The sequence below is a fragment of the Xanthomonas sp. DAR 35659 genome (assembly GCF_041242975.1).
Lineage (GTDB): Bacteria > Pseudomonadota > Gammaproteobacteria > Xanthomonadales > Xanthomonadaceae > Xanthomonas_A > Xanthomonas_A medicagonis.
This window is the reverse complement of record NZ_CP162488.1, coordinates 1,315,031-1,338,976: the sequence shown is the minus strand read 5'-3', so window position 1 is coordinate 1,338,976 and position 23,946 is coordinate 1,315,031. Positions and strand designations below refer to the sequence as shown.

The 23,946-nt window shown below is 67.7% G+C and carries 14 protein-coding genes; 8 read left to right on the top strand and 6 right to left on the bottom strand.

Annotated elements, in window-relative coordinates; translation table 11 throughout:
• Positions 1-5: 5 nt before the first annotated feature.
• Positions 6-5,681, top strand: coding sequence for an MBG domain-containing protein (locus AB3X07_RS05710; RefSeq protein ID WP_369943478.1), 5,676 nt, complete (start codon positions 6-8; stop codon positions 5,679-5,681).
• Positions 5,682-6,444: 763 nt separating this feature from the next.
• Positions 6,445-7,128 carry a response regulator transcription factor gene (locus AB3X07_RS05705; RefSeq protein WP_369943477.1) on the top strand — a complete coding sequence of 228 codons (684 nt, stop codon included), beginning with the start codon at positions 6,445-6,447 and terminating at the stop codon, positions 7,126-7,128.
• A gap of 358 nt (positions 7,129-7,486) precedes the next feature.
• Here the strand turns inward: AB3X07_RS05705 and AB3X07_RS05700 are convergent, their stop codons facing one another.
• Positions 7,487-8,623: an epoxide hydrolase family protein gene (locus AB3X07_RS05700; RefSeq protein ID WP_369943476.1), complete on the bottom strand. Its 1,137-nt coding sequence runs from the start codon at positions 8,621-8,623 to the stop codon at positions 7,487-7,489.
• A 162-nt stretch (positions 8,624-8,785) separates the two neighbouring features.
• Here AB3X07_RS05700 and AB3X07_RS05695 point away from each other — a divergent pair, with 162 nt between their 5' ends.
• On the top strand, positions 8,786-9,673 hold the full coding sequence (locus tag AB3X07_RS05695) for a LysR family transcriptional regulator (protein WP_369943475.1): 888 nt from the start codon (positions 8,786-8,788) through the stop codon (positions 9,671-9,673).
• A gap of 125 nt (positions 9,674-9,798) precedes the next feature.
• Here AB3X07_RS05695 and AB3X07_RS05690 read toward each other — a convergent pair whose 3' ends face one another.
• Complete coding sequence (locus AB3X07_RS05690) at positions 9,799-10,803, bottom strand: class I fructose-bisphosphate aldolase (RefSeq protein WP_184411910.1); 1,005 nt, start codon at positions 10,801-10,803, stop codon at positions 9,799-9,801.
• A 365-nt stretch (positions 10,804-11,168) separates the two neighbouring features.
• Positions 11,169-12,623, bottom strand: a complete 1,455-nt coding sequence (locus AB3X07_RS05685; RefSeq protein WP_369943474.1) for an efflux transporter outer membrane subunit — start codon at positions 12,621-12,623, stop codon at positions 11,169-11,171.
• An 88-nt stretch (positions 12,624-12,711) separates the two neighbouring features.
• On the opposite strand from AB3X07_RS05685, the gene AB3X07_RS05680 reads away from it, so the two are divergent.
• The 5 genes from AB3X07_RS05680 (at position 12,712) to AB3X07_RS05660 (ending at position 19,924) form a co-directional block, all read left to right on the top strand.
• Positions 12,712-13,329: a TetR/AcrR family transcriptional regulator gene (locus AB3X07_RS05680; protein ID WP_369943473.1), complete on the top strand. Its 618-nt coding sequence runs from the start codon at positions 12,712-12,714 to the stop codon at positions 13,327-13,329.
• 78 nt (positions 13,330-13,407) lie between these two features.
• Complete coding sequence (locus AB3X07_RS05675; RefSeq protein ID WP_369943472.1) at positions 13,408-14,514, top strand: efflux RND transporter periplasmic adaptor subunit; 1,107 nt, start codon at positions 13,408-13,410, stop codon at positions 14,512-14,514.
• Positions 14,511-17,579: an efflux RND transporter permease subunit gene (locus tag AB3X07_RS05670; protein ID WP_369943471.1), complete on the top strand. Its 3,069-nt coding sequence runs from the start codon at positions 14,511-14,513 to the stop codon at positions 17,577-17,579. The genes AB3X07_RS05675 and AB3X07_RS05670 overlap by 4 nt, the downstream gene beginning before the upstream one ends.
• A 40-nt stretch (positions 17,580-17,619) precedes the next feature.
• Positions 17,620-18,426 carry an oxidoreductase gene (locus tag AB3X07_RS05665; protein ID WP_369943470.1) on the top strand — a complete coding sequence of 269 codons (807 nt, stop codon included), beginning with the start codon at positions 17,620-17,622 and terminating at the stop codon, positions 18,424-18,426.
• 22 nt (positions 18,427-18,448) lie between these two features.
• Positions 18,449-19,924, top strand: coding sequence for a DHA2 family efflux MFS transporter permease subunit (locus AB3X07_RS05660; protein ID WP_369943469.1), 1,476 nt, complete (start codon positions 18,449-18,451; stop codon positions 19,922-19,924).
• Positions 19,925-20,076: 152 nt separating this feature from the next.
• On the opposite strand, the gene pyk is transcribed toward AB3X07_RS05660, so the two are convergent.
• The 3 genes from pyk to AB3X07_RS05645 all read right to left on the bottom strand — a co-directional run bounded on the left by pyk (position 20,077) and on the right by AB3X07_RS05645 (position 23,694).
• Positions 20,077-21,543 (bottom strand): pyruvate kinase, encoded by a 1,467-nt coding sequence (gene pyk / locus AB3X07_RS05655; RefSeq protein WP_369943468.1) that lies wholly within the window; start codon positions 21,541-21,543, stop codon positions 20,077-20,079.
• A gap of 337 nt (positions 21,544-21,880) precedes the next feature.
• Positions 21,881-22,522 (bottom strand): HAD-IA family hydrolase, encoded by a 642-nt coding sequence (locus AB3X07_RS05650; protein WP_369943467.1) that lies wholly within the window; start codon positions 22,520-22,522, stop codon positions 21,881-21,883.
• Entirely contained in the window at positions 22,519-23,694 is a 1,176-nt protein-coding gene (locus tag AB3X07_RS05645) for a phosphoglycerate kinase (protein WP_369943466.1), read from the bottom strand. Before AB3X07_RS05645 ends, AB3X07_RS05650 begins: the two co-directional genes overlap by 4 nt.
• Between the last annotated feature and the right edge of the window lie 252 nt (positions 23,695-23,946).

Below are 23,946 nucleotides of genomic sequence, written 5' to 3'. Positions count from 1 at the left end.
CCACCATGAACCGCATCTACCGCCTCGTCTTCAACCGCCAGCTCGGCGTGCTCCAGGTCGCCTCCGAAGTCGCCACCGGCCATGCCGGCGGCGGTGGCAGCCGTGCCGGCGCCGTGCGCCTGGCCGCACCGCTGCTGCCCTTGGCCCTGGCCTGGGCGCTGGCCGCGCCGGCCCACGCCAGCGGCGTTCCGTCGCTGTCCAGCGCCACCGGCGCCACCGTGTCGCAGAACGGCGGCACCCTGCGCATCGACCAGAACGCCGCCAAGGCCGTGCTGAACTGGAACAGCTTCAACGTCGGCAAGGACGTCAGCGTGGTCTTCGCGCAGCCGTCCAGTTCGGCGGTGGCGCTGAACCTGATCGACGCCAGCCACGGCGCCAGCGTCATCGACGGCAGCCTGCGCGCCAACGGCAACGTGTTCCTGATCAACTCGGCCGGCATCCTGTTCGGCCACCATGCGCAGGTGAACGTCGGCGGCCTGGTCGCCAGTTCGCTGGGCCTGGTCGGGGAGGACGATGCGGGCTACCTGCTCGGCCGCGGCGACGGCGCCGCCGCCAGCGTGGTCAGCCGGGGCAGCATCACCGCCGGCAACGGCGGCTCGGTCAACCTGGTCGGCAACCATGTCGCCAACAGCGGCACGATCCGCGCCGACGGCGGCGCCGTGCGCCTGCTCTCGGCCGATCAGGTCAAGGTGACGATGGACGCGTCCGGCGCGATCGGCCTGCAGATGCGCGCCGCCAGCCAGGCGGCGGACGGCGGCGCGGCGGCGGTGGAGAACAGCGGCACCCTGCGCGCCAACGGCGGGCAGATCCTGCTGCAGGCGGCCAGCACCGGCCTGTCGCAGTTGCTGGTCAACAACACCGGTGCGCTCGAAGCCTCCGGCGTGGATACCTCGGGCGGCAGCGTGCGCCTGGTCGCCAGCGGCGGCGACATCGCCAGCAGCGGCCGCATCGATGTCTCCGGCACGCGCGGCGGCAGCGTGCAGTTGCTGACCGACGGCGCGATCGACGTCGCTGGCCGCATCGATGCCAGCGGCCGCGACGCCGGCGGCCGCATTCGCATCGGCGGCGGCTACCAGGGCGGCGAGCAGTTGCAGCACGCCAGCGCGGCCAGCGTCGCCGACGGCGCGGTGCTCGATGCCAGCGCCACTGCCCAGGGCAACGGCGGCTCCATCGTGGTGTGGTCCGATGGCCACACCGCGGTGCATGGCGCGCTGCGCGCCAATGCCGCCGGCAGCGGTAACGGCGGCCTGCTGGAAACCAGCGGACACACCGTCGACTTTTCCGGCATCGCCGTGGGCGCCAAGGGCGCCGGCCACGGCAGCGCCGGCACCTGGCTGGTCGATCCGGAAGATCTGACCGTGGACAGCGCGGCTGCCAGCACCATCAACGGCGCGCTGAACGGTGGCACCAACGTCACCCTGCTCACCAGCCTCACCACCGCCAGCGGCCCAGGCACCGTGAGCAACGGCAGCGGCGACATCAACGTGAACTCGGCGCTCACCTGGAGTGGCAACTCCACGCTGACCCTGGACGCGTACCACAGCATCTACCTCAATGCGCCGGTCACCGCGACCGGCGCAAGCGCCGGACTGGTGCTGAACTACGGCGGCTACAACGAAAACGGCAGCGTCGGCGGCACGGGCGACTACTACGTCAACGCGCCGGTCTCGCTCGGCGGCGCGCAGGCCAGCCTGGCCATCAACGGCCAGGCTTACCGGCTGATCCACTCGCTGGCCGACGCGGCCATCTATTTCAACACCCCCGGCGCCTACGCGCTGGCCCAGGACATCGACCTGGGTGGCGTCACCCGCAGCAGCGCCCTGGTGTCGTCCTTCCAGAGCAAGCTGGCCGGCATGGGCCACAGCCTCAACAACCTGACGATTTCCGGCGCCAGCGGCTATGTCGGCCTGTTCGGCACCACCAGCAGCAACAGCGTCATCCGCGACCTGCACCTGGGCAACGTCTCCATCTCCGGCGGCTATTACGTCGGCGGCCTGGTCGGCTACAACCAGGGCGCGATCAAGAACGTCACCGTCGACGGTGTCGTCAGCGGCACCTCCGGCGGGATCGGCGGATTGACCGGCTACAACCTGGGCCTGATCGACAACGGCGTGTTCAACGGCAGCGTCAACGGGCAAAGCACGGTCGGCGGCGTGACGGGCAACAACGTCAGCGGCACGATCCGCAATTCCCACAGCACCGGCAGCGTGACCGGAAGCTCCAGCAACATCGGCGGCCTGGTCGGCTACAACGACGGCGGCACCCTCACCAACACCTATTCCACCAGCAACGTGAGCGGCACCAACTCGGTCGGCGGGCTGGTCGGAACCAGCCAGAACGCCGGCACGATCAAGAACAGCTATGCCAGCGGCGGCGTGATCGGCACCAGCTCCATGGTCGGCGGGCTGGTCGGCATGAACTACCAAAGCACCATCGCCAACACCTACGCCACCGGCAGCGTCACCGCGCCGACCTCGGTGGGCGGGCTGGTGGGCGTCAACAACCCGGGCGGCGCGGCCGTCACCTCCGCCAGCGTCAGCAACAGCTACGCCACCGGTGCCGTCAGCGGCACCAACAACGTCGGCGGACTGATCGGCGCCAATGCTGGCAGCGTCAGCAATGGGTCATGGGACGTCGGCAGCACCGGCCAGGCCAATGCCATGGGCAGCGGCGGCGGCAGCGCCACCAATCTGACCAGCTTCGGCAGCAGCAACCGTTACAGCCACACCACCTATGGCAATCTCGGCACCTGGTCGTTGCTTAGCGGCAGCAGCAACGTCTACGTCGCCAGCGATGGCCTCGGCAACCCGGCCTGGATCATGATCGAGGGACAGACGCGCCCGTTCCTGGCCAGCGAGTACAGCACCAGCATCGGCAACGCGCATCAGTTGCAGTTGATGGCCTACAACCTGGCGGCCAACTACAGCCTGTCCGCCGACATCGATGCCAGCCAGACCACCGGCGGCAATGCCAGCGGGATGTGGAGCAACGCCGGCTTCAGCCCGGTCGGCGACAACGGCGCGACCTTCACCGGCAGCCTCGACGGCGGCAACCACACGGTCTCCGGGCTGACCATCGCACGCGGCGGTGCGTACTACGTGGGCCTGTTCGGCAATACCGGCCTCGGCAGCCGGATCGGCAACCTGACCCTGACCGGCGCCAGCATCGCGGGCAGCGCGTATGTGGGCGGCGTCGCCGGCCTCAATGCCGGCACGCTCGTCGACATCCGCGTCGACGGCAACGTGAGCGGCACCGGCAACTTCATCGGCGGCCTGGTCGGCTTCAACGATGCCGGCACGATCCTCGGTGCGCGCACCGGCGGCAGCGTAGTCGGCAGCGGCGGCCCCTACAGCGGCAACTATGTCGGCGGCCTGATCGGCAGCAACAACGCCGGCACGATCGGCGCCTCGTCCTCGTCGAGCACGGTCTCCGGCGGCAGCAGCGTCGGCGGCCTGGTCGGCAACGACTACCAGGGCAACTACAACAACGTGCATGCCAGCGGAAGCGCGACCAGCACCAGTACCGCCAGCGGCGACCACGTCGGCGGCCTGATCGGCAACACGAACGAGAGCTCGATCCAGAACGCATCGGCCAGCGGCACCGTCACCGCGACCACCACGCATGCCGGCGGCCTGCTCGGCCAGGCGTCCAACGCCACCATCGCCAACGTGCAGGCCAGCGGCAGCGTCTCCGGCACGACCTACGTCGGCGGGCTGATCGGCCTGGCGGTCAGGGGCACCACCGCGAACGCAAGCGCGACCGGCAGTGCGTCCGGCGTCAGCTATGTCGGCGGACTAGTCGGCAACGTCTTCAACACGAGCCTCAGCGATGCCTATGCCATCGGCGATGTCTCCGGCACGTCGTTCATCGGCGGGCTGGTCGGGTACAACAATCGCGGCGTCCTGACCCGGGTCTATGCCACCGGTTTCGTGGCCGGCACCGAGTTCGCCGGTGGCCTGGTCGGCTACAACGAAGTCGGCAGCATCAACGCAGCCTATGCCACGGGCCAAGTGATCGGCACCGAGCATCTCGGCGGCCTGGTCGGTTACAACGAAGGCGGCACCATCAACACCAGCTACGCCATCGGCGATGTGGGCGGCAACAACGCCGTCGGCGGCCTGGTCGGCACCAACGACAACGGCACCATCAATGCCAGCTTCTTCGCCACCGACAACAGCGGCAATCCGATCAACGGCGGCCTGGGCCTGGTGGGCAGCAACAGCGGCAGCATCGACGCGATCAGCGGCGGCAGGTCGTGGAGCGCGCTCAACACCCTGTCCACCTTCACCGATGCCGGCTGGGCGATCGACGACCGCGGCGGCACCGGCCTGACCTGGCGCCTGTACGAACACATGAGCACGCCGCTGCTGCGCAGCTTCCTGACCCCGCTGACGGTCACCACCAGCGTCTCCGGCGTCGACAAGACCTACGACGGCAACGGCGTCAGCGGCGCGATCGGGTCCTACACCGTTGGCGGCGTCTTCGACCCGACCCTGCTGTTCGGGTCCTCGCTGACGTACGCGACCGCCGGCAATGGCGCCGGCAGCTACACCACCGGCAATGGCACCCTGCGGATCGGCGGCCTGTCCTCCTCGCAGCACGGCTACGACATCGGCTACGTGGCGTCCGGCGGCATCACCATCACCCCGGCATCGCTGCGGGTGACGGCCACCGACGCCACCAAGACCTACGGCACCACCGCCAACCTGGGCGGCTACAGCGTCTCCGGCCTGATCGGCGGCGATGCGGTGTCCGGCGTCGCCCTGGGCAGCGCCGGTGCCGGCGCCGGCGCGGCGGTTGGCAACTACGCCATCACCGCGTCCGGCGCTACCGGCACGGGGTTGTCCAACTACGTCATCGACTATGTCGACGGCAGCCTCCGCGTGGATCCGGCCACCCTGCGCATCGTCGCCAACGACGCCAGCAAGACCTACGGCAGCAGCATCGGCCTCACCGGCTACAGCGCCTCCGGCCTGGTCAACGGCGACACGATCGCCGGCGTTGCCTTGAGCAGTGCGGGTGCCGGTGCCGGCGCGGCGGTCGGGCGCTACGCCATCGGCGCCTCCGCTGCCACCGGCGCGGGGTTGTCCAACTACGTGATCCAGTACGTGGATGGCAGCCTCGCCGTCGATCCGGCCACCCTGCGCATCGTCGCCAGCGACGCCAGCAAGACCGTCGGCAGCATCGCCAACCTGACCGACTATCGCGTCTCCGGCCTGCTCAATGGCGACACCGTCTCCGGCGTCGCCCTGGGCAGCGCCGGCGCCAACGCCGGCGCGGCGGTCGGCAGCTACGCCATCACCGCGTCCGGCGCCACCGGCACAGGGCTGTCGAACTACGCCATCGATTACGTCGATGGTCGGCTGAACGTCGTCGCCGGCAGCGGCGATGGCGGTGGTGCCGGTGTCCAGCTGACCACCACGACCGTGCAAGCGATCAACAGTTCGGTCGCCGTCGCCGCAGCGAGTAGCGATGCCGGCAGTGGGACGTCGGCAAATTCGCAGGACGCCGACGACACCGCCAAGGCACTGGCTGCGGCCGCGCAGGCCGGCGGTAACGGCAGTGCGACCGCCGCCAGCGATTCGATCCTGATCGTCGATGGCGGTATCCGCACCCCGGCGATCGCCTGCAGCCAGGGCAGCTCGGCCGCCCCAGCGGAAACCTGCATCATCCAGCAGTAAGCAGGGCGGCCGCAGCGGCAGTGCCTCGGCGTCTCGCCGCGGCACTGCCGTGATGACGGCGCGCGTCGGTCCGCGCGGCGTGCCGGCGGCCGCACCGACAGGCCGTCGTGCGGCCTGTCGCCACAGATCCAGGCAAAGCAGCGACCGAGGCCGAAACACAGGCCGACCCGCCGCCACTCGCGTCGCGACTGGCTGTCGAGCGGCAGCCGCTGCAGACATTCAGGCGCGTAATCCGCGCGTTCTTGCTCTGCACTGCAGCAATACGGCGCGGTTGCCCCATTGCGGGCGCGAATGGGGCCAACGGGGTGCGGCGGTTCACCCGCCCAGTTGCGCTACGACACGTTCTCGGCGCTCTCCCGAGCGCACCAGGCGACGCCATCGGCGCGCATAGACCCGCGTATCGCCGGAACGGCATTGCGCACTCGCGCACCTGCCCACCAGACACCACCGTATCGGCGCTCGGCAGCCGTCGCACCGCACGGTGCCCGCGGTGCGGCCACCGCCAGCGCGTAGACTCCGGCGCGGATGCGGCCTGCCCAGCACGAGCCGGCGGTGCGGATAGTCAGGCGCTACAGACGGCCTCTCGCATTCTGGAGCACGGCGCAGGTATCGTTGCCGCCGTTTGCGCGGCTAGGCGCGCAAACGCGCCCACAACGCAGAGGTGCTCACAAGCCGTTGAGCGCACTGCGACATCATGCGCAATCCCGCACCATTGCCGACCGATGACGTTGACGCAAACCGCACTGCACAAGGATCCGTTGCGATGCCCGAAGTGATCTTGCTGGAAGACGAGCCCGCCCTGCGCGAGGAATTGGGCGAGTTCCTGCACGGTCTCGGCTACGTCGCCACCTGCGTGGACAGCATCGCCGCCTTCCGGCGCGCGTTCGATCCGGCGCGCCACGCGCTGGCGGTGATCGACGTGGGCCTTCCCGACGGCAACGGCCTGGCATTGATCCGCGCCCTTCGCGATGCCGGGCATCGCCTGGGCATCGTGGTGCTGAGCGCCTACAACACCGGCAGCGATCGCGTCGCCGGCCTGGACGTCGGCGCGGACCACTACCTGGGCAAGAACACCGACCTGGACGAACTGGCCGCGACCCTGGCCGCGCTCGGCCGGCGCCTGGCGTTGCCGCCGCCGACGACGCACTGGGTCCTGGAGATGGGCGCGGCGCGCCTGCAGGTGCCGGATGCGCCGCCGGTGCCGCTCTCGCGCCACGACCTGCTGGTGCTGGCCTGCCTGATGCGGCATGCCGGCGAGAGCGTGGGCCATCGCGAGATCGCCGAGGCGTTGGGGATGAATTTCCTCGACTACGACCGGCGCCGGCTGGACACGCAGATCTACCGGCTGCGCCGCCGCGTGGAAGACATCAGCGGACGTCCGCTACCGGTGAAGACCTTGCGCAACAGCGGCTATCGCTTCCACGCGCCGGCCGTCTTGGCGCCTTGAGCGCACGCCGAGCCGGGCGCCGACGTCGTCCTCCGCTGGGCCCCCTCGCCCACCGTTTCGGCCGCTCCGCGTCAGGCGATCCCGGGTCCGCGGAAAAGCGGGAAGCGAAACGAAAAACGCGGGCAACGCCCGCTTTTTTCGCAAGCGCTGGCAGAACACTAGCCCTGCCCGGTGCCCAGAAGCACATCATCCTGCTCGCCTGCAACGACATCATCGCAAGGCGTGTCTGTAGCGCTGCCCTAAGTGCGGTCCGCCAGCGTCGCGGCGTGATGCGCGGATAACGGCCAAGCAAGCCGGGCCAGGCGCCCGGCAGCGGCGTCGTGCGGTGCCAAGCCGCCCCCTTCGTGCCCCCGCTCCGTCAGGAGCGCGCCAAGACCGTAGCGACGAAGGCACGCAGATCGTCGAGCATCCGCTGCGGCGCCTCCCAGGCGGCGAAGTGGCCGCCTTCGCGCATCTGGCTCCAATGCACGATGGAGTACGTCTTCTCCGCGAACGTGCGCGGCGTCGGCAGAAACACCGGATCGGGAAAGGCCGCCACGCCGGTGGGGACCCCGATGCGCGTGCCGGGAGGAAAGCGGTCCGACCCTTCCAACTGCTGGCCGAGATAGATCCAGGTCGCGGTGACGGCCGCCGCGGGTGCGACATACAACATGATGTTGGTGAGCAGTTCCTCCTCGGAAAACTTGCTCCAGAGGTCGGGCCAGCCATCGGCGGTGGTCGGAAGATCGGCCCACTTGCCGATCTTCTCGAGGATCCAGGCCGCCACGCCGACCGGGCTGTCGGCCATCGCCACGCCCAATGTCTGCGGGCGCGTGCGCTGCTGGTGCGAATAGCCGGTCTCCAGGTCGAGAATCGCGTCGCGACGGGCGATCAGGTCCCGCTCCTGCGCGGTGCTGGCCGCGGCATCGCTGGCGAAGATGCTCACCATGTTGATGTGGAAGCCGAGCAGCGCATCCGGCCGCAGAAAGGCCATCCAACTGGCGATATGCGCGCCCCAGTCGCCGCCCTGGACGATGTAACGCGTCTGGCCGAACAGCTGGACCATCAGCGCGTGCAGGAGGCCGGCGGCGCGACGCGGCCCGATGACGCCGGTGATCGGCTGGGAGAACGCGAAACCTGGCAACGACGGCACCACGACGTCGTGCCCATCGGCCACCAGCGGCGCAAGCAGCCGCTCGAATTCGAGATACGAGCCCGGCCAGCCATGCAGGAGCAGCAGCGGCGGCTTGGATCTGTCGCCGCGCAGATGCACGAAATGCAGGCGCTCGTCCTCCACATCGGCGGTGAAGTTGGGAAGCTGGTTGAGACGCCGTTCGATCGCCCGCCAGTCGTAGCGATCCCGCCAGTAGGCGACGAGCCGCTTGAGGTCGTCGATCCCGACCCCTGCGCTCCATCCGCCGGCATCGGCGAGTTGGGTCCAGTCGTAGGCTTCCACGCTTGCCTGGATGGCAGCGAGCCGCGCGTCGGGAATGTGGATCGTGTACGGCGAAATCATCTGGCTACCTCATGTCTTGGCGTCGACCGCCACGTCCTGGTCGGGCGTCGGCTGGACTGGAATCGGAGTTCTTCGGCCGACGCAACGATAGGGATCGACCGCTCGCCGCGTCTATACGGCATTCGCCGTAAAATCCTTTGCGTTTTTCGCACAGGTGCCCAGATGGACATCGCCGACCTGGAAGTCTTCACCCTGGTGGCCGAGGCCGGCAGCTTCTCGGCAGCGGGGCGACGGCTGAAATTGGCGCCATCGTCCATCGCCCGGGTGGTCGACCGGATCGAAGCGCGCCTTGGCGTGCGCTTGCTGCTGCGCACGACGCGCTCGCTGACGTTGACGCCGGAAGGCGCGACCTACCTGTCGTCCGCGCGGCGGATCATGGCGGACCTGCGAGAGACCGAGCAGTTGATCGCCGATCAGAGCGCGCCCAAGGGGCGGCTGCGCGTGAGCCTGTCGCTCACGTATGGACGCATGTTCGTGGTACCGCTGCTAGCCGATTTCATCCAGCGCCATCCCGGCATCCTGCTCGAAGTGATCTCCACCGATGCCGTCGTCGACATCGCCGCAGGCCAGGCGGACGTCGCGGTGCGGTTGGGCCCGCTCCCGGACAGCCCGCTGACCGCGCGCAAGCTCGGCCAGACCCACAAGGTGATCGTGGCCTCGCCCGAGTATCTGGGGCGCCGCGGCACGCCGCTCGTCCCGGAGGATCTGCTCCAGCACGACTGCATCGGCTTCAATTTCAAGCGCGCCGCCCCGACCTGGCCGTTCCGCAAGGAGGGGCGCGACTACGCGCTGCCGATCAAGGGCAGCGTGGAAACCAACAATGGCGAGACGCAACGCCAGCTCGCCATCGAAGGCCTCGGCATCGCGCGGGTATGCGCCGAAACCGCGCAGGACGCGATCCAGGCCGGCCAACTCGTGGCGCTCCTGCAGGCGTTCAATCCGGGCGACGGCGAGGAGATCCACGCGGTGTTCGTCGGCGGGACGCACATGCCGGCGCGGGTTCGGTGCTTCGTCGACTACCTCGTGCAACGGCTGTGCCCGGTTCGCTGAGCGAAGTACGCCGAGCGGATAGCGGGTTCGAACGAAGGCTGCAACGCGAAACGCGGCGGGCGCCGCGAAACGAAGAACGCCGGCATGCGCCGGCGTTCTCGCTCACTGCAACGACAGGTCCGACCTCAGCCCTGCCACTTGCCCAGCGCGGCCAGGCCGTTCTCCTTGGCACGCTCGTACACCACCTGCTGCGCCTTGGCGAAGTTGCCCTTCATGTCCTGCGACCACAGCTTCAGCGCGGCCTGCTGCATGGCGCGGCCGTAGGAGAAGCTCAGCGGCCACGGCAGGGTACCGAGCTGGTTCATCGCGTTGAGGTGCGCGGTGGACTGCTCGTCGGTCTGCCCGCCGGACAGGAACACGATGCCCGGCAGGATCGCCGGCACGGTGCTCTTGAGGCACATCACGGTGGACTCGGCCACTTCTTCGACGCTGGCCTGCTCGTCGCAGCCCTTGCCGGCGATGACCATCGAAGCCTTCAGGATGGTGCCTTCCAGCACCACGTTCTGCTCGTACAGCGCACCGAACAGCGAACGCAGCGTGGCTTCGGTGACCTCGTAGCAGGTCTCGATGTCGTGGTCGCCGTCCATCAGCACTTCCGGCTCCACCATCGGCACCAAGCCCTGCTCCTGGCACAGCGCGGCGTAACGGGCCAGCGCATGCGCGTTGGTCTCGATGCACACGCCCGACGGGATGTCCTCGCCGATGGTGATCACCGCACGCCACTTGGCGAAGCGCGCACCGAGCTTGTAGTACTCCTCCAGGCGCGCACGCAGGCCGTCCAGGCCTTCGGTGATCAGCTCGCCCGGCATGCCGGCCAGCGGATGCGTGCCCTTGTCGACCTTGATCCCGGGGATGATGCCGTGCTCGGCCATGTACTTCGGGAATGGCACGCCGTCCTTGGTCTTCTGGCGGATGGTCTCATCGTACAGGATCGCGCCTGAGATGTGGTCGCTCAGCTTCGGCGTGGTCAGCAGCAGCTCGCGGTAGGCACGGCGGTTCTCTTCGACATTCTCGATGCCGACGCCGGCGAAGCGCTTGGCGATCGTGCTGGTGGATTCGTCGATCGCGATGATGCCCTTGCCCGGGGCGACCATCGCCTGTGCGGTTTCGGCAAGCTGTTCGATGCTCATGGAATTCCTATGGCACGGGGGGAAAACGCAAGTATATCGCGGCGAACGCCGCCCATTCCTTCACGGAATGCCTGCAACCGTTTCCATCCGGTGGACGCGATGCCGCCGGCGGAAAATCCTCCTCCCCTCGCCTGGCTTCGGCGGCACGGTGCCAGCCGCGCCGCCCCTCCCGAATCCGGCGTCCTTCGCCCTGAAGGCGCCGGGCATGCATGAGATCGGGGCACCCCATCCGAGCGCGGGCGAAGCCGGATTCTTCCGCTACGGCGAGGAAGCAGCGCGGAGGACGTAGTTCCGTGCCGATCTGCCACCTGGATTGCGACCTGTCGCCGGATACCGCGTGACGCCAATGCTGGCTTGCCCACGCACTAGCGGGCCATCATCGTGTCCGATCGCGTGGGCTGCCAGCCGCCTCCAAGCGCCCTGAATGCCGCGACGGCGGCACGCGCCGATTCGGTCTGCGCCTGCGCTCTCGCGTCCGATGCCTGCAAAAGCGACGCGTCGGCATGCAACACGTCGATCAGACTCGCGGCCCCTCGCCGATAGGCGGCGAAGGAGGATGCCCTTGCACGAGAAAGCGCGGCCTCGCCTTGCGCCAACGTCGCGGCCTGTTCCCCGCGATTGAGCAATGCCGAAAAAGCGTTCTCGACATCCTCGGTCGCGCTAAGAACCGCTTGGCGGTATGCGGCCAATGCTTCGGCATCCTGCGCCTTGGCAAGATCGATCTGCGCACTGATGCGGCCGAAGTCGAAAAGGCGCCACCTCAACCCCAGCACGGCCGACGTCTGGCTGGCGCCGCTGCTGAAGAGATTGCCGCTGGAAATCGCCGTGGCGCTGCCCAGCAAGCCACTCAGCGAGAATTTGGGATAGTACTCGGCGACCGCCTCGCCGATGCGGGCATTGGACGCGGCAAGCCGGCGTTCGGCCACGATCAGGTCGGGGCGCCTGTGCAGAAGGTCGGCCGGCGACCCCATCTCGGCGATTCGCGGCGTTGCGGGAATCGGGGCGACGGTTTCGAGTTCGGGGCGATGCGTGCCTGGCGGAACACCGAGCATCACGTCCAATGCATTCATCGATGCATCGAGCCCCGCCTGCAGCACGGGGAGCGTCGCTTGCACCTGCGACAACGCACCCTCCGTCTGCCGGACCTGGTAGTCGGCAGCCAGTCCCTTGCCGTACAGCAGATTGACCTTCGCCAGCAGGTCTTGCTGGATCTCGACCTGCTGGCGGGCGATGCCGAGGCGGGCCTGCAAGCCTCGAATGGCGACGTAGATGTCCGCTGTCTGCGCAGCGACCGCCAGCCGTGTCGCAACGGCCCCGGCCTGCGAGGCCTGGTAGTCGGCCAGTGCCGCTTCCCGGCCACGCCGCCGGCCACCGAAAACATCCAGCTCCCAGCTCGCCCCTAGATCGACTTCGTATGCATTTCCCCACCTGTCGTATCCGGGCGTGGACGCGAGCACTTGTCCCAGCGGGGTTTCGAGCGACTGGCGGGCGCGAGCGGCCGAACCGTCGATCGCGCCCGCCGGACGCAAGGCCGCATTGGCGGCGCCAAGTCCGGCGCGCGCCTGGCCGACACGGGCGGCGGCCTGCGCCAGGTCAAGGTTCTGGTCGAGCGCCAAGGAGACGAAGTGCGCAAGCAGCGGATCGTCGAACCCCTGCCACCAGGCCGCCAGTTCGGAGGCGGATGCAGCACGCCCCGGTTCGGCCTGCCCCATGTAATGGCTCGGCAGGGGCGCATCCGGACGACGATAGTCCGGGCCTGCCGCGCAACCGGCCATCAGGCCGGTGCAGAGGAAAAGCGCAAAGGAACGACGGGGCAACATGAGGATCCTTAGGAGGCGGACACGTCGTGACCATAATACAAAATGGTCACTTGTTGTCAATGATGGGTGCCACCGGTAAGCTGGCGCAATGACGAAAGCACACACTCCCGCACCCCAACTTCGGGGGCCTTCGGATCATGACGTCCGCGCCCAGATCGTCGAGGCGGCGACCGACTATTTCGGCCGCTACGGCTATGAGAAAACCACCGTTTCCGATCTGGCGAAGGCGATCGGCTTCTCCAAGGCCTATATCTACAAGTTCTTCGACTCCAAACAGGCGATCGGCGAGGTCATCTGCGCCAATCGCCTGAGCACCATCATGGCCGCCGTCGATGACGCCGTGGCCGACGTTCCCGCCGCCCCCGAGCGACTGCGCCGGGTGTTCAAGGCCGTGGTGGAGGCTGGCAGCTATCTGTTCTTCCACGATCGCAAGCTCTACGACATCGCCGCGACCTCGGCCAGCGAGTCGTGGCCGTCTGTTGGCGCATACGAAGACCGGCTCAAGGCCATGGTGCTGCAGATCGTGCGCGATGGCCGCCAAGCGGGGGAATTCGAGCGAAAGACCCCGCTGGATGAAACGGTCAATGCCATCTACTTGGTCATGCGTCCGTACATCAATCCGCTGCAGCTGCAGCACAACCTGGACAACGCGGCCGAGGCGACGGCCCAGCTATCCAACCTGATACTGCGCAGCCTGGCACCGTAATCCGAACGATGTGACTATTGACTAGATTGGTCACAAGTATAAGATGGGAACACGTTTTCTTCGCCAAGAAGGGTTCCCATGTTCCGGCGCCAGCTCGCTTCCTTTGCCGTTTGCCTGTTGCCGCTTGCCCTGACGGCATGCGGTGACGGCCACCCCTCCGACCCGCGCACGGAGGCTCCGCTAGTCAGGATCGGGACCGTCGAGGGTGCACCCGCCACGTCGCGCGCGTTCAGCGGGGTCGTGGCGGCCCGGGTTCAAAGCGACCTGGGCTTTCGCGTCTCGGGCAAGGTGCTGGAACGCCTCGTCGATACGGGGCAGACCGTCCGGCGCGGCCAGCCGCTCATGCGGATGGACCCAATCGACCTCGGCTTGCAGGCGCAAGCGCAACAGGAAGCGGTGGCCGCGGCGCGAGCGCGCGCGAAACAAACCGCCGACGATGAAGCGCGCTACCGCGACCTGGTCGCCGAAGGCGCTGTGTCGGCATCCGCATACGATCAAATCAAAGCCGCGGCCGACTCCGCGCGCGCGCAACTCAAGGCCGCCGAAGCGCAGGCCGACGTCGCCAGGAATGCGTCGGGCTATGCGCTCCTGCTTGCCGATGCAGATGGCGTCGTGGTCGAGACGCTTGCCGAGCCGGGGCAAGTGGTGAGCGCCGGGCAGCCGGTCGTGCGCCTGGCACGGGCCGGCCAGCGCGAAGCCATCGTGCATCTGCCCGAGACGCTGCGGCCAGTCATAGGATCGACCGCGCAAGCGACGCTGTACGGCAACCGGCAGTCCGCCGAACCGGCAACGCTGCGGCAGCTTTCCGATGCCGCGGATCGTGTGACCCGCACTTACGAAGCCAGGTATGTGCTCGGCGGTGCACTGGCGCAGGCGCCGTTGGGCGCCACCGTCACCGTCGCTATCCAGGACGGCGAGGCATCCACGCCATCGCTGCAGGTCCCGATCGGCGCATTGTTCGATCCAGGCAAGGGGCCGGGTGTGTGGACCATCGAAGGCAAGCCTGCAAAAGCGGTGTGGCGCCCCGTGCAGGTGCTAGGCCTGTCGGACGACGTGGCGCAGGTGAAAGGTGATCTCAAGGTCGGCGACCAGGTGGCATCGCTCGGTGCGCACCTGCTTCGCGAAGGCGAGGCGGTCAGGCCGATGGGCCAGGGCGACGCGATGGCGGCCGGAGAGCGTCCATGAGCGAGGGGCGCTTCAATCTTTCGGCGCTTGCGGTCCGCGAGCGTTCCGTCACGCTGTTCCTGATCTTCCTGGTCTCGGTGGCCGGCATCCTCGCGTTCTTCAAGCTCGGACGCGCGGAAGACCCGCCGTTCACAATCAAGCAGATGACCGTCATTACCGCCTGGCCGGGCGCAACGGCGCAGGAAATGCAGGATCAGGTCGCCGAACCGCTGGAAAAGCGCCTGCAGGAATTGCGCTGGTACGACCGCGCGGAAACCTACACGCGCCCCGGCCTGGCCGTCACCATGCTCTCCCTGCGCGACAGCGCGCCGCCCTCGGCGATCCAGGAAGAGTTCTATCAGGCGCGCAAGAAGCTGGGGGACGAGGCCAAGAAACTGCCTGCCGGCGTCATCGGCCCGATGCTCAACGACGAGTATGCGGATGTGACGTTCGCCCTCTTTGCGCTCAAGGCCAAAGGCGAACCGCAGCGCCGACTGGCGCGCGATGCGGAATCGCTGCGCCAGCAGTTGCTGCACGTTCCGGGGGTGAAAAAGGTCAACATCATCGGGGAACAATCCGAACGCATCTTCGTCTCGTTCTCCCACGATCGCCTGGCCACGCTGGGCGTCGCTCCGCAGGACATCTTTGCCGCGCTCAACAGCCAGAATGTGCTGACGCCCGCAGGCTCCATCGAGACCAAGGGACCGCAGGTCCTCGTTCGCGTCGATGGTGCGTTCGACAACCTGGAGAAGATCCGCCAGACCCCGGTCGTGGCGCAAGGCCGGACCCTGAAGCTGTCGGATGTGGCGACCGTCGAGCGTGGCTATGAAGATCCGGCCACCTTCCTGGTGCGCAACAACGGAGAGCCGACGCTGCTGCTGGGCGTGGTGATGCGCGACGACTGGAATGGGCTTGATCTCGGCAAGGCACTCGAGGCGCAAGTCGCCAGGATCAATGCCGAACTGCCGCTGGGCATGGCACTGACCAACGTCACCGATCAGGCCGTCAATATCCGCTCGGCGGTGGACGAGTTCATGGTCAAGTTCTTCGTCGCGCTGCTGGTCGTGATGGTGGTGTGCTTTCTCAGCATGGGCTGGCGCGTCGGCATCGTGGTCGCGGCAGCGGTGCCGCTGACGCTGGCGGCCGTGTTCGTGATCATGGCGGCCACCGGCAAGAACTTCGACCGCATCACGCTCGGCTCGCTGATCCTGGCGCTGGGCCTGTTGGTGGACGACGCCATCATCGCCATCGAAATGATGGTGGTGAAGATGGAGGAAGGCTACAGCCGCAGCAAAGCCTCCGCCTACGCCTGGAGCCACACCGCGGCGCCAATGCTTTCCGGCACGCTGGTCACGGCCATCGGCTTCATGCCCAATGGATTCGCCCGTTCCACGGCAGGCGAATACACCAGCAACATGTTCTGGATCGTCGGCATCGCGCTGATCGTTTCCTGGGTGGTGGCGGTGGCGTTCACGCCGTACCTGGGCGTGAAGTTGCTGCCCGATATCAAGAAAGTCGAGGGCGGACACGAGGCCATCTACAACACCCGCAACTACAACCGCTTCCGGCAGGTGCTCGAGCGCGTCATCGCACGCAAATGGCTGGTCGCCGGCGCCGTGGTCGGCACGTTCGTGCTGGCTGTCGTCGGCATGGGCCTGGTCAAAAAGCAGTTCTTCCCCACGTCCGATCGACCTGAGGTGCTGGTCGAAGTGCAGATGCCATACGGCACCTCCATCGCGCAAACCAGCGCCGCGGCGGCGAAGGTCGAAGCCTGGCTGGCGAAGCAGAAGGAAGCCAGGATCGTCACGTCCTACGTCGGCCAGGGCGCGCCTCGCTTCTTCCTGGCCATGGCGCCCGAACTGCCCGACCCGGCGTTCGCCAAGATCGTGGTCCTCGCCGGCGACGACAAGGAGCGGGAAGCCCTCAAGTTCCGGCTGCGCCGGGCGGTGGCCGACGGGTTGGCGCCCGAGGCGCGGGTGCGCGTCACCCAGATCGTGTTCGGCCCGCCCTCGCCGTTTCCCGTCGCGTACCGCGTGATGGGGCCGGACCCGGACAAGCTGCGCGCGATCGCGAATGAAGTCGAAAGCGTGATGCACGCCAGTCCGATGATGCGCACCGTCAACACGGATTGGGGGCCGCGTGTTCCGACCTTGCACCTCACGCTCGATCAGGATCGACTCCAGGCCGTCGGGCTGACCTCCACCGCCGTGTCCTCGCAGTTGCAATTCCTGCTGAGCGGGGCGCCGCTGACCGAGGTGCGCGAGGATATCCGCTCGGTGCAGGTGATTGGCCGCGCCGCCGGCGACATCCGTCTCGATCCGGCGAAGATCGCCGGCTTCACATTGGTCGGATCGGCGGGCCAACGCATTCCGCTGTCGCAGGTGGGCAGCGTCGATGTCCGCACGGAAGATCCGATCCTGCGACGCCGCGACCGCACGCCGACCATCACGGTGCGCGGCGACATCGCCGAAGGCTTGCAGCCGCCGGACGTTTCCACCGCGGTGTTGAAGCAGTTGCAACCGATCATCCAGAAGCTTCCCTCCGGCTACCGGATCGAACAGGCCGGTTCGATCGAAGAGGCCGGCAAGGCCACCACGGCGATGCTGCCGCTGTTCCCGATCATGATCGCGCTCACCCTGCTCGTCATCATCTTGCAGGTGCGTTCGATCGCGGCCATGGTCATGGTCTTCGCCACCAGTCCGCTCGGCTTGATCGGCGTGGTGCCAACCTTGCTGATCTTCCAGCAACCGTTCGGCATCAATGCGCTGGTCGGCCTGATCGCGCTGTCGGGCATCCTGATGCGCAATACGCTGATCCTGATCGGGCAAATCCATCACAACGAACAGGAAGGATTGCGTCCGTTCAATGCGGTCGTCGAAGCCACCGTGCAACGCGCAAGACCGGTGATATTGACGGCCCTGGCCGCGATCCTGGCCTTCATCCCGCTGACCCACTCGGTGTTCTGGGGAACGCTGGCCTACACGCTGATCGGCGGCACGCTCGCCGGGACGATTCTGACGCTGGTGTTTTTGCCGGCCATGTATTCCATCTGGTTCAAGATCAAGCCAGTTCCTTCGCAAGACTGACCGTTTTCTCCCCCCCGTTCAACCCACGAAAGGAACTGCCATGGAAACCTCCAAGGTCGTTGTCATCACCGGCGTGTCATCGGGCATCGGGCGCGCCGCTGCGGTGAAATTCGCCAAACAAGGCTGCCAGGTCTTCGGAACCGTCCGCGATGTCGGAACAGCGCAGGCGATAGCCGGCGTTGTGCTCGTCGAGATGGATATTCGCGACGAAGCATCGGTGCAACGCGGCATCCGGAACATCATTGCGCAAGCCGGCCGTATCGACGTGCTGATCAACAGCGCGGGTGTGACCTTGCTCGGCGCAATGGAAGAAACGTCGATCGCGGAAGCCCAGACGTTGTTCGACACCAACCTTTTCGGCCTGCTGCGCACGATCCAGGCGGTGCTGCCGCACATGCGCGAGCGACGTTACGGCCGGATCGTCAACGTCAGCTCGGTGCTGGGCTTTTTGCCCGCACCCTACATGGCGCTCTATTCCGCCTCCAAGCACGCCATCGAAGGCCTCTCGGAAACGCTGGACCACGAGGTCCGCCAATTCGGGATTCGCGTGACGCTTGTGGAGCCGTCCTTTACCAAGACCAACCTGGATCTCAATGCGCCGCAGACGGCGTCCAAGATCGCCGACTACAGCAGGGAGTGTGGTATCGCGTCCCAAGCCATTCAGAAGAATGTCCTGAACGCCCCCGATCCGGAGGGCGTGGCCGGCACGATCCTCGATGCGGCGCTGGGAACCTGGAAGATGCGCCGCACGCCCAACGGCGAGGCCGCGCTGCTGGCCAAACTGCGCCGATTCATGCCTGCCGGCCCGGTCGAAAGAGGCCTGAGAAAGACCTTCGGATTGGCCTGAGGTGACGCCGCGGCGACCTACCATGCAAAACGCGAAAAGCGACTCGAACAACGCCATGGCCCACGCGAAGGGCCAAGCCTTGCCTGGCGAGCCACCCAGCACCGCTTCGCCGTGGCCCGTGTTCTGGGTGGTGAGCATGGCGGTGTTTCTTGTCTCGATGGACGGCACGCTGCTGTTTGCCGCCTTCAGCGCCTTGCGGGCGGGATTTGCGCAGGCCAGCGCAGCAGACCTGTCGTGGGTGATCAATGCGTACACCGTGGTCTATGCCGCGATGTTGATCCCCTCGGGTGGATTGGCGGACACGCATGGACGCAAGAAGATATTTCTCCTTGGCGTCGCGCTGTTCCTGGCGGCCTCCGTTGCCTGTGGTTTGGCCACGAGCGTGCAATGGCTGGTCATTGCCCGGGGCCTGCAAGCGATGGGCGCCGCATTGCTCACGCCCGCATCGCTGTCGCTCTTGCTGGCGGCATTTCCGCTCAGCAAGCGCGCCGTCGCGGTCAGTCTATGGGGCGCGGTCGGCGGCCTGGCTGCGGCCGTGGGTCCCAGCATGGGATCGTTCGTGATCGCCGCGCTTGGTTGGCAATGGGCGTTCTACCTGAATGTTCCATTGGGAATTTTCTCCATCTGGTGCGGCGCGGCGCTGCTGCAGGAATCCAGGCAGCCAACCACCAGGCGCCCGCTGGACCTGGTCGGCATGTGTCTGCTGGTCGTCGGCATCGGCGCGTTGGCGTTGTCCATCGTGCAAGCGCAGTCGCCTAGCTGGTCGCAGCAGAACCTGCTGTCGGCTGCGGGCATCGGACTGGCGAGCATCGTCGGGTTTGTCGTTTGGGCGAGGATCGCCCCTGCCCCACTGGTCGACTTGCGCTTGTTTCGCAACGCGACCTATCGCTACGTCAATCTCGCCACGTTCAGCTTTGGCATCGCGTTCGCGATGATGTTCTTCGCGTTCTTTTTCTACATGAATGCGATCTGGAAATATCCGTTGCCGCTGGCGGGCGTGGCGATGGCGCCGGGGCCGCTGATGGTCGTTCCGGCGGCGGCGCTCTCGGGCCGGGTGGCGGCCAGGCATGGACACCGCCCGCTGCTGCTGGCGGGCTGCCTGATCTATGCGGCCAGCGCCGTCTGGTTCTTTCTGGTGCCTGGCACCGAACCGGCCTATGTGACGCAGTGGCTGCCTGGGATGCTGTTGAGCGGGATCGGAGTGGGCATGGTCATGCCGTCACTGTCCGGCGCCGCGGTGAGCCGTTTGCCGGCAGAGCATTACGCCGTCGGCGGCGCCGTCAATCAGGCGGTACGGCAAATCGGCTCGGTCATGGGGGTGGCGCTGACCGTGCTGCTGCTCGGCAGCGGCAGCTTGCAGCGTTCGGATTTCGATGCGATCTATCTGTGTCACATGAGCCTGGCACTGATCACCGCGGCGCTGTGCCTGCCCGTCAACACATCGCCCGCGGCCATTGCCACATCCCGCCCGCCGTCATCGAGCCCGGAAAAACCCTAGGGACCGGCGTGCCGAGGCACTGTGTGCTGCCGGCGTCTCCCTGTCTCGTTCGCACGTCCAGCGAAGTGCCGCGCTGGAGCCGGGGCAAAAAAACCGCGCGCTGCCAGGCAGGCAGCGCGCGGTCGTGGGCCGGCGTGGCGACGCCGGCGCGGTTACAGCTCGCCCAGGCCGCTGGCGCGGCCGTCGGGGCCGACTTCGAGCAGGCGCAGGGTGTTGGTCGCGCCGTGGGTTTCCATGTGTTCGCCGCTGGTGAACACCACGCGGTCGCCGGGGCCCATGCGCTCGGCCTCGACCAGCAGGCGGATCGCCGCACGCGCCGCTTCGCGCGGGGTCAGGCCGCGGCTGTCGAAGTTGATCGGGAACACGCCGCGCATCATCGCCATGCCGCGGCGCGCGCCGTCGTGGCGGGTGAACGCGTAGATCGGCATCTTCGAACGGAACCGCGACAGGAAGCGTGGGGTGCCGCCGGATTCGGTCAGGGTGACCACGCCGCTCAGGCCGATGTGCTCGGACAGGAACATCGTCGCCATCGCGATCGCCTGGTCGGCGCGCTCGAGGTTGCGCTGCGCGGCCTCGAAGTCGGTATCCATCTCGAACTGGCGCTCGGCGCCCAAGCAGATCCGCGCCATCGCCTGCACCGCCTTGACCGGGTAAGCGCCGGCGGCAGTCTCGGCCGACAGCATCACCGCGTCGGTGCCGTCGATCACCGCGTTGGCCACGTCCAGCACCTCGGCGCGGGTCGGGATCGGGTTCTCGACCATCGACTGCAGCATCTGCGTGGCGGTGATCACCACCTTGTTCTGCGCCAGCGACTCGCGAATGATCTTCTTCTGCAGGCCGGGCAGCTCGGCGTCGCCGATCTCCACGCCAAGGTCGCCGCGCGCGACCATCACCACGTCCGAGGCCTCGACGATCTCGGTCAGGTTCTCGATCGCCTCGGTGCGCTCGATCTTGGATACCAGCGCGGCGTTGCAGCCGTGCGACTGGGCGATGCGGCGCGCGTCGTGCATGTCCTGCGCGTTGCGGCAGAACGACACCGCGATGAAGTCCACGCCGATCTTGGCGACGATGCCGATCAGTTCCTCGTCGCGCTTGGTCAGCGCGCCCAGCGACAGGCCGCCGCCCTGCTTGTTCAGGCCCTTGCGGTCGGACAGCACGCCGTCGTTGAGCACGGTGTTGACGATGCGCGCACCGTCGACCTCGACCACCTGCAGCTGCAGCAGGCCGTCGTCGAGCAGCAGCACATCGCCCGGCTTGACGTCGTTGGGCAGGCCCAGGTAGCTGACCCCGACCTCGTGTTCGTTGCCGGCCGGCGCATTGGCGTCGGCGACCAGGTCGAAGCGCGCGCCGGCCTTCAGCGACACCTTGCCGGCGGCGAAGCGCTCGATGCGGATCTTCGGGCCTGGCAGATCGGCCAGGATGCCCACTTCGCTGCCCACGCGCTGCGCGGCGGCGCGCACTTCGGCGGCGCGCTTGGCCTGGCCGGACGGGTCGCCATGCGAGAAGTTCAGGCGCACGACGTTGACCCCGGCGCGGAACAGGTCCTCGAGCACACCCGGCGGATCCGTCGCCGGGCCGAGGGTGGCGAGGATCTTGGTGCGGCGCTGGCGTTCGATCATGACGGCATCATTCCGTGGAAAAGCCGCTAAACCTAGCACAGGCGCCGCGACCGCAGGATGGCGAATCGCTATAGACCGCCACCGATTCGCGCATGTCTTGCGGACAGTGCGGGACAGTATGCGGACTTGGCCGCGTGTTCATGGATGTTCACGCGCGACGCGCGCCATGCGCCACATGGGCGGCAGACCGTGCCTGGGTTGGCCACTGTCGCCACTTCTGCAGCAACGCGCGCAGGCACGTCGTCATGGCATCGGGACGCGGTCGCGGCCCATGGAGGAGGAGGAGGAGGAGGCGACCAGACGGCGCCGCCGCGCCACCCAGGCCCAACCTTCCGCCTCAGGCCAGCAATTGCGGCAACTGCGCCGGCTCCTGCGCCAACGCGCCGGCGCCGGCCTGGCGCAGCTCCGCGGCGTCGCCGAAGCCCCACAGCACGCCGATGCTGCGCATGCCGTGGTGATTGGCGCCTTCGATGTCCATGCGCCGGTCGCCGATCATCACGCACTGCGCCGGCTGCAGCGACAGCCGCCGCAGCGCCTCGGCGATCAGGTCGGACTTGAAGCGGCGCAGGCCGTCGTCGCTGGCGCCGACGACCTCTTCGAAATGCGCGGCGAACGGCAAGGTCTCGACGATGCGCCGGGCGAAGCGCTCGTTCTTCGAGGTCACCACCGCGAAGCGGTGTCCGGCGGCGGCCAGCGCCTCGACCGCCGCGCCGATGGCCGGGAACACGGTGTGTTCGCGCCAGCCCTGCGCGTCGTAGCGCTGGCGGTACAGCGCCAGCGCCTGTTCGACCAGCGCCGGATCGGCGAAATGCGCATGGAAGCTGTCGCGCAACGGCGGACCGATCCAGTCGCGCAACGCGTCCGGCGTCGGCACCGGCTGCCCCAGTTGCGCGAAGGCATGTGCGATGCTGCCGACGATGCCGATCTCCGAATCGACCAGGGTGCCGTCCAGATCGAAGAACAGGGTCGCCGCGCTCACGCCGCGCGCGCCTGCAGCGCGGCCACCGCCGGCAGGGTCTTGCCTTCCAGGAATTCCAGGAACGCGCCGCCGCCGGTGGAGATGTAGCTGACCTGCTCGGCGATGCCGTACTTGTCGACCGCGGCCAGGGTGTCGCCGCCGCCGGCGATGGAAAACGCCGGCGAGGCGGCGATGGCGCGCGCCAGGGTTTCGGTGCCCTTGCCGAAGGCATCGAACTCGAACACGCCGACCGGGCCGTTCCAGACCACGGTGCCGGCCTTGGCGATCAGCTCGGCGTAGTGCGCGGCGGTCTGCGGGCCGATGTCCAGGATCAGGTCGTCGTCGGCGACGTCGGTGAGCGCCTTCACCGTGGCCTCGGCGTCGGGCATGAACTGCTTGGCCACCACCACGTCGGTGGGCAGCGGGATCGCGGCGCCGCGCGCGTTGGCGTCGGCGACGATCTGGCGCGCGGTGTCGAGCAGGTCCGGCTCGCACAGCGACTTGCCGACCGGATGCCCGGCCGCGGCGATGAAGGTGTTGGCGATGCCGCCGCCGACGATCAACTGCTCGACCTTGTTGACCAGGTTGGACAGCAGTTCCAGCTTGGTGGAGACCTTGCTGCCGGCGACGATCGCCAGCAGCGGCTTGGCCGGGTGCTCCAGCGCCTTGGCCAGCGCGTCCAGCTCGGCCATCAGCAGCGGGCCGCCCGCCGCCACCGGAGCGAACTTGATCACGCCGTGGGTCGAGGCCTGAGCGCGGTGCGCGGTGCCGAACGCGTCCATCACGAACACGTCGCACAGCGCGGCGTACTTCTTCGCCAGCGCCTCATCGTCCTTGCCTTCGCCGACGTTCATGCGGCAGTTCTCCAGCAACACGATGTTGCCGGGCTGCACGTCCACGCCGTCGACCCAGTCGCGGACCAGCGGCACGTCCACGCCCAGCAGCGCGGCCAGGCGGATGGCGACCGGCTCCAGCGAATCCTCCTGGGTCCACACGCCTTCCTTGGGGCGGCCCAGGTGCGAGGTCACCATCACCGCCGCGCCCTGCTCCAGCGCGTGCTTCAGCGTGGGCACCGAGGCCAGGATGCGCTGCTCGGAGGTGATCTGGCCGTTGTCGATCGGCACGTTGAGATCCTGCCGGATCAGCACGCGCTTGCCGGACAGGTCGAGATCGGTCATTCGCAGGATGGGCATGTGGGTTGCTCGCTATCGTGGGGTTGCTGAGGAAAAGGACGTCCTGCGCGCAGCGTGGGCGGCAGTGGCGCAACGCCCGGTGGAGGCGCCCGCGGCCATCGCGCGCTGGCGACGAAGCTCCGCATTGTCCGGCGTTTGCCGCGCAGCGGCAAATCGCGGCCCGCGCGACGCTTGCGCGCGCAGCCGTCGGCGCCGAGCCGATCGCGCACGCGCGCCAACACCGCCGCGCGCAACGGCGCGGCGGCGGATCGC